At 40.2% G+C, this 13,327-nt stretch carries 7 protein-coding genes; 4 read left to right on the top strand and 3 right to left on the bottom strand.

The annotated features are described in order from the left end of the window. Window positions 1-13 precede the first annotated feature (13 nt). Entirely contained in the window at window positions 14-466 is a 453-nt protein-coding gene (locus ACESQI_RS13190; RefSeq protein ID WP_025867904.1) for a copper resistance protein NlpE, read from the top strand. A 118-nt stretch (window positions 467-584) separates the two neighbouring features. Here ACESQI_RS13190 and ACESQI_RS13185 read toward each other — a convergent pair whose 3' ends face one another. Together ACESQI_RS13185 and ACESQI_RS13180 are read right to left on the bottom strand one after the other, a co-directional pair. Then, window positions 585-2,054 carry a glycoside hydrolase family 125 protein gene (locus ACESQI_RS13185; RefSeq protein ID WP_007487183.1) on the bottom strand — a complete coding sequence of 490 codons (1,470 nt, stop codon included), beginning with the start codon at window positions 2,052-2,054 and terminating at the stop codon, window positions 585-587. Between the two features lie 13 nt (window positions 2,055-2,067). Beyond that, a complete protein-coding gene (locus ACESQI_RS13180) occupies window positions 2,068-3,267 on the bottom strand; it encodes a glycoside hydrolase family 76 protein (RefSeq protein ID WP_256142847.1) in 1,200 nt (399 codons plus the stop codon). A gap of 526 nt (window positions 3,268-3,793) precedes the next feature. Here ACESQI_RS13180 and ACESQI_RS13175 point away from each other — a divergent pair. Both ACESQI_RS13175 and ACESQI_RS13170 read left to right on the top strand, forming a co-directional pair. Continuing rightward, window positions 3,794-7,903: a two-component regulator propeller domain-containing protein gene (locus ACESQI_RS13175; RefSeq protein ID WP_373126276.1), complete on the top strand. Its 4,110-nt coding sequence runs from the start codon at window positions 3,794-3,796 to the stop codon at window positions 7,901-7,903. A 178-nt stretch (window positions 7,904-8,081) separates the two neighbouring features. Continuing rightward, window positions 8,082-8,510 carry a hypothetical protein gene (locus tag ACESQI_RS13170; protein WP_373126274.1) on the top strand — a complete coding sequence of 143 codons (429 nt, stop codon included), beginning with the start codon at window positions 8,082-8,084 and terminating at the stop codon, window positions 8,508-8,510. A 490-nt stretch (window positions 8,511-9,000) separates the two neighbouring features. Here the strand turns inward: ACESQI_RS13170 and carB are convergent, their stop codons facing one another. Further along, window positions 9,001-12,228: a carbamoyl-phosphate synthase (glutamine-hydrolyzing) large subunit gene (gene carB / locus ACESQI_RS13165; RefSeq protein ID WP_373126272.1), complete on the bottom strand. Its 3,228-nt coding sequence runs from the start codon at window positions 12,226-12,228 to the stop codon at window positions 9,001-9,003. A gap of 335 nt (window positions 12,229-12,563) precedes the next feature. On the opposite strand from carB, the gene ACESQI_RS13160 reads away from it, so the two are divergent. Then, window positions 12,564-13,322 carry an outer membrane beta-barrel protein gene (locus ACESQI_RS13160; RefSeq protein ID WP_320969820.1) on the top strand — a complete coding sequence of 253 codons (759 nt, stop codon included), beginning with the start codon at window positions 12,564-12,566 and terminating at the stop codon, window positions 13,320-13,322. The last annotated feature ends 5 nt before the right edge of the window (window positions 13,323-13,327 follow it).

Raw genomic sequence — 13,327 nt, 5'->3', positions numbered from 1 at the left:
AATAACAATCAGTATGGGAAAGAAGTTTTATTTTGCAGCAATACTCTGTGCTTTTATTATGACAGGGTGTACAAACAGTAAAAAAACAAACAATGCCGACAGTATGAGTGCAGATACTACACAGGTAGCAGATATGCACAATGCAGAAACCTCACTTGATTATTTTGGAGAGTATAAAGGAACAATTCCCGCAGCTGACTGTCCGGGGATAGATGTTACTTTGGTTTTCAACAAGGATCATACGTATACACAGAAATATATTTACCAGGAAAGAAAAGATGCGGAATTTGATGAAGCAGGTACTTTCATAGTAGAAGGCAATATATTGACTACGACTTCCAAAGAAGGAGATAAATCTTATTATAAGGTGGAAGAAGGCCGGATAGTAATGCTGGATGCAGACAAACAGCCCATCACAGGAGCACTTGCTGATTTGTATGTGTTGAAGCAGGAAAAAGTCTTTTAATTACGCTTCTTATTCAACACAATAAATCAAAAGTATGATAAAGAGATAGGAAATTATGTAAAAAAACAGTTTATATATTCTATCTCTTTATCAAAGGTAAAATAGTACAAAGAGAAAATTATTGTATACTGTTCAATAAATCAATTTTCCCCTCATTAACCAATTTCAATATCAATTCACCAAACAGTGTATTTTGCCATGCAAACCAGGCACGGGTAAAATTGGCAGGATCATCTTTATGGAAGGATTCATGCATAAACCCTGTACCTGCATCCGTATCCATAAGCATCTTCACACAAGTCTTTATCTCTTCGTCATTCTGGCTTGTGAAAGCTTTCATCATAATACTCATCGGCCAGATCATATCATAACCGATATGTGGACCTCCGATACCTTCTCCGGCTTTTCCTTTGAAGAAATACGGATTGTCTTTGCTCCATACAAAACGACGCGTATTCTGATAGATCGGATCATTCACATCCATATCGCCCAGATAAGGCATAGCTATCAGACTGGGTACATTCGCATCATCCATCAACAGCTGATTTCCGAAACCATCTACTTCAAAAGCATAAATTGTTCCGTATTTGGGATGATTATAGGTTGCATATTTCTTCAGTGCACCTTCCACTTCCTGTGCAAGATCCGTACATTGCTGAGCCAGATCAGTTCTCTGATTTACCGCAGTCAATATCTCTGCAGCTTTTCTAAGTGAAGATACGGCAAAGAAGTTTGACGGAACAAGAAATTGCAGTGTTGTAGCATCATCCGACGGACGGAAAGAAGAGACTATCAATCCTACCGGATTTACAGGAGCTCCCAAACCATTATTATTCAGCGTGTCGAGCGCACGCTCCGTTTTACGCTGGAATTTGTAATAATCCACCTTATCTTTACGCTGCTGCTCTTTAAATGTTCTCAAAATATTGGTGATGGCCTGTATCCATTCGTTATCAAAGATGCTGGCATCTCCTGTCTCTTTCCAGTACTGATAGGCCAATCGAAGCGGATAACAAAGAGAATCAATCTCCCATTTACGCTCATGGAGTTCCGGTTTCATATCCGTCAGGTCACTCATCCATTCGCCACCTTTCGCTCCATCATTGAAAGCATTTGCATACGGATCAATAATGATACACTTAAACTGACGGCGAATGACTCCTTCAAGCATTTTTTTCAGTTCCGGATCCTTGTTTGCCAACTGTATATAAGGCCAAACCTGTGCTCCTGAATCACGCAACCACATGGCATGAATATCTCCCGTATATACAAAAGTATCGGGTTTACCATCCGTTGTACGGTAATGTACAGTCGTTTCGAGCGTATTTGGGAAACAGTTTTCAAACATCCAGGACAATTTCCGGTTAGTCAACAACTTCTTAACCCGCACAATTTCAGCCTCTACTGCTTTAGAGGTAAACAATCGCTTCTTCATCTCCGGGCGGTTACTCTTATAAGCGGCCGCCAGACAAGCCTGGTTGATTACAACCGTATTGTCTTTTGCCACAACAAAGTCGGCCGCATTTGCATGGTTTCCGAAAAATAGAGCGGCTGTGATAGCACACAAACTGATGTTTTTCTTTTTCATTCGTCTTTATATTTTAGTTAATCAATTCTTTAATACCAGCGAGCCGACCATACATTTCTACCATAGCGGCCTGTGTCAGCAACCACTTTTTATCATCTTTGTCATTTCCACTCAAATCTACGCTAAACAAACCCTTATCATCACGGGCATTGTTCCAGGCATATTCCAGGCTCCTATTAAATGCATCCAGATACGTTTTATTTTGATCCTGTTGGTAGAGTTCGATGAAACCTCTCAGCATGACAGCACTGAACCAGATATCTCCTTTTTTCAGTAACTTGAAAGATTCACCGGTAGCAGATGTAAAGTCCATAAAGAAATAGTTATAGCATTCTTTAGCAATATTCTGCGCATCAGCCAGATACTCCGGTTGTCCGGTCAACTGATAAAGTAAAGCAGCAGACTGCATCATTTGTCCGCTGTTGTATGCATATTTTGCTCTCCCTATCTTACCATCAAGACGAATGTTATCAAAATAGAGATAATCTGTAGAGTCCTGCAAATGGGCTTTCGTCCATTCATACAATTCTTTTCCCTGCGTATAGTATATACTATCTTTCGTTGCTTTAAAAAGTTTCAATGCCAAAACAGATCCCGGTGCATTGGAGCACGTATGTTTAGCCTCCTTTTTCTGCTCACACCAGTAGATACCTCCACCCAGCTGATCATCCATTCCACTCTGGATAAATCTCCATATCAACTGAGCTTTCTCAAGATATGCAGCCTCCTGGGTCATTTGATAAATATCCGTGAAGTCAATACCCAACCATACATTGTCATCATAAAACCGATCTGAAGGAGAAGAGGTGCGAATATAAGATGAATAAGCGTGAGGCTCTCTTTTTATATCAAAATACTCTTCCAGTCCGGGCAAAATCCTTTCATCCAACAATTCCTTATATTCTTTTTTACCACTTGCCTCATACATCGCATTTACCGCAGAGAACATGCCGGAGTAAGGCCAAAGATAAGAATACTGGTTAGGTAGATTTGCCTGCTCTTCGGATGCTAAATAAGTAACATTGCTTTGCTCATCAAAAGGGTAATTCTCCCGCAACAGATTAACACCCGGCCGTGAATAACACTGATAGATAGAATCTAATGCTTCCTGCGCTCTGGCTAAATTAGGATTCATATTTACCTGCTCTTTGTGGACACAACCTACCAAAGAAGCAGCACATAACAAGCCTACTAAAAAATATCCTGCCTTCATATTTACTTTATTAATTAATAGTATTGATATTCATTAAATAATTCATTTCTTCTGTTTGCTATCCGTTATTTCGAATAAGCTGATGGCAAATCCGCTACCAATTGCAATCCGATGATTTTAACTCTTGTACCGAAAGTCGGCAAGTTATCAGCGAAATAAGACCGATAAAGAAAAGAATGTTCTTCATGTTATTAAACCAGTATATTAAATCTAAAAAAAACGGGGTATCATCATACCCACCTTATTACAGAATTGTTATCCCGGCAACAATCTTTTTTACCCCTTTATACTATACCCTATTGTTATTCTAATCAGATGTCACAAAACTATGGCTCAGACTAGATTATCAGTATACAATTTTATGACATTAGTGTACTTAAAGAGCCGAAAGACAGAGAAATAAACATATATGTCATAAAATCGTATACTTTTTAAATTCCCTTTCTGCCATTATCACTCTTTTTTATTTAATTTTGCAGCAAGTACAGGAACTCTTTATATTAATCGTGACACACAACTACATTTTATGAGAACCTCCTATCTATACTATACCTTTTCACTTCTACTATTCCTACTTAGTATAACGAGTGAAATCAACGCATACAACCTGCGGCAATATTCCAGTCAGAACGGGTTGTCAAACAGTGCAATTCTATCCCTTTGCCAGGATAACAATGGCTTAATGTGGATAGGAACCTGTGACGGATTAAACATTTTCGATGGTACTACCCCACGACTGTACAAACCTACAAATTCCCGCATTGGTTTCTCCGGCAACATTATAGGCAACATAATGGAGACCGAAAAAGATGTATTATGGATACAGACCAATTATGGTCTTGACCGTTTCGACTCTCACCAGCAGACAATTCAGAGCTTCAAGGAGTTCAAAGACATCAATAAAATGACAAAAAGTGCCGCGGGAGATGTATATATCATCAAAGATGACGGCAACATCTATTATTTCAACCGGCGCGACAATGAGTTCCGGAAGTTAGATGTAGGAACGGTTGTTTTTGAGAATGTCCTGCAAATAGTTGCAGACAGTTCAGACATTCTTTGGATTTTCTCATCAGACGGTAGCAACCAAAGTTATGCGATAGAAAAAGAGAAGGACGAAATAAAACTCTCACCACACAATCATTTCAATCACCCGGAGAAGTTACTCTGGGCTTCAGCCGAAAATAATCTGCTCTACTTCATTGATAGTACTTACGCTTTCTATGAATATGACTTGAACAGCCAAAAGAAATATTATATTGTCGACCTTGAGTCCGAGATACATCAACGTGGAGAAGTATCCTCTATCATAAAGAAACAGAATGATTACTATATCGGATTTAAGAGTAGCGGCCTGATCCAACTGAAGTATCAGCCCAACCAGAAAATAAAGTATATCATACAACCTACCGATATTCGGACCGGAATATTTTGTCTGCTGAAAGATAAATTCCAGGACATCATCTGGATAGGTACAGACGGACAAGGATTGTACATGTATTTTGCCGATACATTTTCGATAAAGAATACACTGCTAAATACACCGGCCTATCAGATAAACAATCCGGTTCGCGCACTCTATCTTGACGACGAACAAACGCTATGGATCGGAACGAAAGGAAATGGTATACTACGTATGTTCAACTATCATCCGGAGACAGAGACGGATATAAACCTTAAAACAGAACAACTGCTGACCAATAACAGTACACTTACAGACAACTCCGTCTATTGTTTTGCTCCGAGTCATTGGAAAAGACTCTGGATAGGAACCGAGAACGGTATAAACTACTATTCGTATCCGGACCGGAAAATAAAACAGTTCCCCGTTCTGGCAGAAGGAAAAACAGTAAAGTATGTCCATTCTATCTGCGAACAAAACGACAGTACCCTCTGGATAGCCACAGTAGGAGAAGGTATTGTGAAAGTGTCTTTAAACGGTTCCGGAAGTTCCCTCACTGTGAAGCGTGCGGAGAGAATTGTCCTGGATAAGGGAAAACGCGCATCCAACTACTTTTTTGTTTCTTTCCAGGAAAGTGATTCCGTCATGTGGTTTGGCAACCGCGGATACGGAGCCTATCGGATCAATACGCATACGGGGCAAATGAAAACCTATCTGTTTGATCAGGCGATAAAAAGCCAGACAGTAAACGACATCTTTGCTATTCTGAAAAATGATGCGGGATATTGGTTCGGTACAAGCTTCGGGCTGACGCGTATTTATAATGACGATTATTACATATATAACGAGACCAACGGTTTTCTCAATAATACGATTCATGGCATTCTTGAAGACCAGAAACAAAATCTGTGGATCAGTACCAATCAAGGTCTGGTAAGATTTAATATCCAAACCAATGCTGTGCAGACTTATCATCAGCGAAATGATCTGAAAGTGACAGAGTTCAGTGACGGAGCTTACTTTAAAGACAAACGCACGAATACTCTTTTCTTTGGTGGTACGAACGGTTTTATAACGATTAATGAGAACAACTCCACGGCCATAGAATATATGCCCGCCCTGCAATTCAATCGTTTGTCTATCTTTGGCAAGGAATATGATATATATGATTTCTTCAGGGAAGACAAAAAACAGAAGGTACTCGAGCTGGACTATAGCCAGAACTTCTTCAGCCTGTCATTCATAGCTATCGACTATGTCAATGGAAATAATTACACTTACTCTTACAAGATTGACGGTTTGAGTGAAAACTGGATAGAGAATGGACTTTCTACCACAGCTGTCTTTTCTAATCTCTCCCCCGGGCAGTATACGCTATTAGTAAAATACCGGAGCAATATCACGGGAGAAGAAAGCACGCCCCAATCCCTCATTATCCGTATCATCCCTCCCTGGTACAGAACAACTATTGCTTACTCTATTTACTTTATACTATTTATCGGATTCGTATCCGGGTGTATTTACATGTTTATTAAGCGGTATCGGCACAAAAGGGATCGCATGATCGAGCAAATGAACCGCCAACAACGGAATGAATTGTATGAGTCTAAACTTCGCTTTTTCACCAATGTCACTCATGAGTTCTGCACTCCGTTAACCTTGATCTATGGTCCCTGCCAGAAGATATTATCACATACGGAAGCGGATAATTATGTTCACAAATATGCCACGATGATTCTACAGAACGCTCAGAAGCTGAATGCATTGATTCTGGAGTTAATAGAATTCCGTCGTTTGGAAACCGGAAATAAAACACTTGAAATAAAACAGCTCCCTATATCCGAACAGACGAAGGACATAGCCGAATCTTTCTGTGAACTGGCCGAGAGTCAAAAGATAAACTATCAATTGAAAATAGAAGAAGATGTTTACTGGAATTCGGATGCCAGTTGCTTCAATAAGATAGTAAATAATCTATTGTCCAATGCCTTCAAATATACGCCGGAGAATGGAAGCATAATCGTAGAACAACGTATAGCAGAAGGACAGCTTTGCATTCGTATCTCAAATACGGGGAAGGGAATTGCTAAGGAGAATCTAACCAAGATATTCGACCGCTACAAGATACTGGACAATTTTGAAGTGCAAAACAAGAATGGTATTTCTCCCCGAAACGGATTGGGACTCGCCATTTGCCATAGCATGGTAAACCTTCTGAACGGGCAGATTCAGGTAACAAGTGTACCCGGTCAGATCACCACTTTTGAAGTTACTCTGCCGGCATTGGCTGTTACAACAGCTTCTGTTCCCGAAGAAAGTATACTCACAGAACCACCTGTACAGGCAGATAACAAACCGGTTGAATTAGAAAATATACCGGCAACTTATGATCCTTCCAGGCAAACGGTAGTCATTATCGATGACGATCCTTCTATGTTATGGTTTATTTCCGATTTGTTTGCAGGCAAATACAATGTGCTTTCATTCGATAATGCAGCAAAAGCGATAGAACAACTGGAACTCAAATCTGCCGATCTGATTATCTCAGATGTAATGATGCCGGATATAGACGGAATATCATTCGCAAAAAGAGTGAAATCGAACAAGCTGCTTACACATATCCCATTAATCTTATTATCGGCACTCAATAGTGTGAACGATCAGATGAAGGGCATTGAGTCCGGAGCAGAAGCTTACGTTACCAAACCTTTCAATGCAGAGTATCTGATAAAACTGGCAGAACGGCTTATCCAGAGGGAAAAAGAATTAAAGGAGTATTATAATTCAATACTCAGTACTTTCAAGCTGGACGACGGGCAATTCTTACACAAAGAGAATAAAGTATTTTTTGAGAAAATGATGCAATTAATTGATAAGAATATTACCAACGATGAATTGTCTGTTGAATTTTTAAGCAGTTCCTTAGGGTATAGTACCCGGCATTTTTACCGAAAGCTGAAGGAGATTACAGAAAAGACTCCTGCTGATATCATCAAAGAATATCGATTGGCCATAGCAAAAAATCTATTGCTTACTACTAATTTGTCAATAGAAGAAATCATGGACAAATCGGGATTTATAAATCGCGGAACTTTCTATAAGATATTTTCACAGAAGTATAATATGCCTCCACGGCAATATAGAGAACAACAGAAGAAAAATTTCAAAGAGGTATCTAAGAAAGAAAGCGGCCTGATTGCTCCTTCGGATGGTGAAGAAGAAAACGAACTTTAGACATCAGATTTATTTAAGAAACAACTGAGAATATTCATTTAAAACAATAATATTTTTATCAGACTAAAGCTAAACTCATTTTTTTTATAACTTTGTAAACAAACGAGGTTAGGAAGAATTCTACACCTTAATCAAAATAACAGAACAAGATTAATAATTTGCTTTATTTGATGAAATTATGAAACAGCTGTTATTACTATTGACCACCCTATTTTTATTATGCATATCCTGCAATAAGGAAAGCATAGATATAGAGACTGAAGATGAGAGCGGACTCGTTGAAGTTAGTGTTTTCTATACAACAAAAGAAAATCCTAATATTTTAATGCCCGATTCTTATTCTAAACTGTATATATATTACGATCAGCATTTTACAGGTTTTGCAGGTTATTCCTTCCAAGATGGGAAATTAACAAAAGAGGGAAAAACTATATTTCCGGATCAAAGTGCTTCAGCAGACAAAGAAGGCAAAATACTATTACGGCTAAATTATATAAATAAACCGCTTACGTTTTTTGTAGAAAGTAACCACTGCAAAAGAATATCAATAGGCAGTCATTCTACAGGGGAAAAGAAAATCATTTCTACAATTACATTTGGCCCATAAATTTCACGTACTTTATCCACCTCAAAAACCCTTGTTTCTTCTTCAGAATTCATACGAATTTCGATCTACTATGAATTCAAAAATGAATATGTTGTGTCAGTATATCTCCTCTACCCTTTACCCTCACCCTTTCGGAGGAAGATGAAGCCCCGCAATGATAGTGTATATAGTATTAACATACTATTTTACAAACAAATCCTCTTTCAAGAAGGTACATCTAAAAGATAAGGAAGGTGTACCAGTCTAATGCTGTTATTTATCCTTCACCGATGAACGATCTCTACCAAGCAAAGGAAGTCTATCTTTCCCGATGAGGGACGTTGTTAAACATCTACATGTTTAACAACGCTTCATTACGACTCTCTGTGAGTTCGACTACGACTTAAATAAATTACCTTCCCTTTGATTGCCCAACGTACCTCCACATAAGAAAAAAACAGGGTGATAATGCCACGCATTACCACCCTGAACTCTTTATAGCAAGAAAAGCTTATTTATATTCCTGCCAGCTCTTTATCTGGATATCTTCGAGTTTCAACTCGCAGAATGCTTCAATAAATGCACTTGCCAGACGGGCATTGGTGATCAACGGAATATTGTGGTCGATAGCACCGCGGCGGATACGATAACCGTTCGTCAGCTCACGCTTGCTATGATTCTTCGGGATATTGACAATCAAGTCAAACTTATGATCGGCAATCATCTTCATCACGTTGTTTTCTGCTCCCGGCTTTTCATCGGGCCAGTACACCGGAGTGGTATCTACACCGTGTGCATTGAGGAAAGCAGCCGTTCCGGCAGTAGCATAAATCTTATATCCCTGCGCAAACAGAGCACGGCTGGCATCCAGCAAATCAACTTTTGATTTCATGGCACCGGAAGAGAACATAACACCTTTCTCTTTTGAAGGTATCTTGAATCCGGTAGAAATCATTGCATTCAGCAGGGCCTCTGAGAAGTCATCACCGATACAACCCACCTCACCGGTTGAAGACATATCTACACCCAAAACAGGGTCAGCCTTATGCAGACGGGAGAATGAGAACTGAGAAGCCTTTACACCAATCCAGTCGATATCAAAGGCAGACTTGTCCGGACGGCTGTACGGAGCATCGAGCATGATGCGGGTAGCTGTTTCGATAAAGTTACGTTTCAGTACTTTAGACACGAATGGGAAACTACGTGAAGCACGCAGATTACATTCAATCACTTTCACCTCGTTATTGCGAGCCAAGAACTGGATGTTGAACGGACCGGAGATATTAAGTTCTTTTGCAATCTGGCGACTGATTTTCTTAATGCGGCGAGCTGTTGCAAAGTAGATCTTTTGTGCAGGGAATACCAATGTAGCATCACCGGAGTGAACACCGGCAAACTCAACATGTTCAGAGATGGCATATTCCACCACTTCACCATTCTGAGCTACTGCATCAAATTCTATCTCTTTCGTGTTTTCGAGGAACTGAGAAACAACTACCGGATATTCTTTTGAAACCTCAGCAGCCATCTTCAGGAAGTTCTCCAACTCTTCGTCGTCATAGCAAACATTCATTGCCGCACCCGAAAGCACATAAGACGGACGAACCAACACCGGATAACCCACCTTTTCAACGAAGCCTTTCACTTCTTCAAGGCTGGTGAGCTCCATCCATGCCGGTTGGTCAATGCCCAGCTGATCGAGCATAGCAGAGAACTTATTACGGTTCTCGGCACGGTCGATAGAAACCGGAGAAGTACCCAGTACAGGAACCGACTGACGATAAAGCTTCATCGCTAAGTTGTTCGGAATCTGTCCGCCCACGGAAACAATAACACCACGAGGCTGTTCGAGATCGATCACATCGAGTACACGCTCAAAGGAAAGCTCGTCGAAGTACAGACGGTCGCACATATCATAGTCAGTAGATACCGTTTCGGGGTTATAGTTGATCATGATAGATTTGTAACCTAACTTACGAGCTGTCTGTACAGCATTTACCGAACACCAGTCAAACTCTACCGAACTACCGATACGATATGCACCCGAACCGAGAACGACTACTGATTTCTCATTCTTATAATAGTTTACATCATACCCTTCTACAGCATACGTCATGTAGAGATAATTGGTCAGTTCCGGATGTTCAGAAGCAATTGTGTTGATACGTTTTACAGCCGGAAGAACACCCAACGATTTACGATGTGCACGAACAGCCAGGTTTTCTTTCTCCATATTGCCGGTCGGATTCAATACGAAACGAGCTATCTGGAAGTCAGAGAAACCGAGAATCTTCGCTTCGCGCATCACATCAGCAGGAATATCCTCTACTTTACTATAAGTAGAAAGTTTCACTTTATAGTCAACAATATTTTTCAATTTACCAAGGAACCACGGATCAATCTTAGTCAGATCGTGGATACGGTCAATCGTATATCCTTGCTCCAAAGCCTGTGCAATAGCAAATACGCGCAGGTCAGTAGGATTAGCCAGTTCTTTGTCGAGGTCATCAAAAGTCACGTCATCATTACCTACAAATCCGTGCATACCTTGCCCGATCATACGAAGTCCTTTCTGGATGATCTCTTCAAAAGAACGACCGATAGACATGATTTCACCCACCGACTTCATACTTGAACCGATCTCACGGGATACACCGGCAAACTTAGTAAGGTCCCAACGAGGAATCTTACAGATATAGTAGTCAAGTTGCGGAGCCAGATAAGCAGAATTCGGAGTTCCCATCTCACCAATCTGATCGAGTGTGTAGCCTAAAGCAACTTTGGCAGCAACAAATGCCAACGGATAACCGGTAGCTTTGGAAGCCAAGGCAGAAGAACGACTCAGACGGGCATTAACTTCGATAACGCGATAGTCATCCGTTTCGGAATTGAAAGCATATTGAATGTTACATTCGCCTACAATACCCAAATGACGAATACATTTTGTAGAAAGTTCTTTCAATAATGTAAGTTCCTTATCATCCAACGAGCAGGTAGGAGCTACCACGATAGACTCACCTGTATGGATGCCCAACGGGTCGAAGTTTTCCATGCTTGCCACTGTGAAACAGTGATCGTTGGCATCACGAATTACCTCAAACTCAATTTCTTTCCATCCTTTCAGAGATTCTTCTACGAGAATTTGTTTGGAGAATGCAAATGAACTTTCAGCCAATTTCAAGAATTCTTCTTCGTCGGCACAAATACCGCTTCCAAGACCTCCCAATGCATAAGCCGAACGAACCATAACCGGATATCCGATGCGACGTGCAGCAGCAATGGCATCTTCCATATTCTCCACCGCCTGGCTGACAGGAGTCTTCATTTCAATTTCATTGAGCTTCTTCACGAACAAGTCGCGGTCTTCTGTATACATGATAGCTTCAACAGAAGTACCTAATACTTTCACGCCATATTTGTCGAGAATACCATTTGTGTAAAGTTCAGCACCACAATTCAGCGCCGTTTGACCACCAAATGCAAGGAGAATTCCATCAGGACGTTCCTTCTTTATAATCTCTTCTACAAAGTAGGTTGTCACGGGAAGGAAATACACTTTATCAGCAATTCCTTCAGAAGTCTGAATGGTTGCAATGTTCGGATTAACCAATACCGAACTGATACCTTCTTCTTTCAAGGCCTTCAGTGCCTGCGAACCAGAGTAGTCAAACTCCCCGGCTTGTCCGATTTTGAGTGCTCCTGAACCCAGAACCAGGACTTTCTTCATTTCCTTTTCCATTTCTCTTGTTGTTATAATGTTGTTGTTTCTTAAAGTTACCACATAAAAAAAATGCGTTACCCTAACAAAAGGACTAACGCATTACCAAAGAACTAAAATATCGTTTTTGGAGAAAATAGAAGAAGTATACAGATTCCGGATGGAAAACATCCGAACGAAGATATTGCTTACTTCTTATTTCCTGTTGATTCATTGCTATTTTTAAAATTTGTGCAAAGTAACGACTTATTTCTATAAATACAAAAGATTCGGGAAAGAATATTTCCTACAAAGTAGTATTCGACATCATTTTGTTTCCTATATTTGCACCTCGTAAACATCAATAATTTCAAAACATGAAAAGACTTACACTTATTCTGTTTGCCGCATTATGTATTGCAGCAAACCTATCTGCTCAAAACAAACCAGGTAAAGGTTCATTTGGTACTGAAGTTCAGTTTAACCCATTTGATCAAAACGGAGAAACGTTCAAATTGGACGGACTAAAGTTCCGCTACTTCGTAACAGACAAAGACGCTATTCGCCTGAAACTGGGATTCAACCTGGACCATTCTAACTTTACAAATAAAGAAGAAGGCGAAACACAGGCGGATTACACTTCGACCAAATTTAAATATAATGTGGGAGACTTCCGTCTGGATGCAGGTTACGAACGCCATTTCGATATCAGCAAAAGAGTAAATGTCTATGTTGGAGGTTCTTTGGGGTTCACCCGTCATTTCGCCTCCACTAAGTTAGAAACTGTTTCTAATGAACTCTCAACTACATTCAAAGGTGAAATCACCAATGGGGCCATTACCCCTGACTCAAATGCAGACGAACTGGATATTGAAAATATGTTGCCAGCCGTGAATGACAGAGCTTACTGGGGAATCAATGCAGCAATTTTCACCGGTCTGGATTTTTACGTATACAAAGGACTCTATGTAGGTACAGAGCTTGGGCTGAAACTGGAAAACCGTAAATCAAGCAAAATGACTTACAGAGCAGTGGCAGATAAGACCAATTATCTCGAAGAAACGACCGATAAAGCTATTACAACAAAGGTTAAGACTTATATAGAACCGGTTCTCCGATTGGGTTGGACTTTCTAAACGAT

The sequence above is a fragment of the Bacteroides sp. HPS0048 genome (assembly GCF_964240755.1).
GTDB classification, from domain to species: domain Bacteria; phylum Bacteroidota; class Bacteroidia; order Bacteroidales; family Bacteroidaceae; genus Bacteroides; species Bacteroides nordii.
Note: the sequence above shows the minus strand (reverse complement) of the source record. Positions and strands in the feature narration are given on the sequence as shown.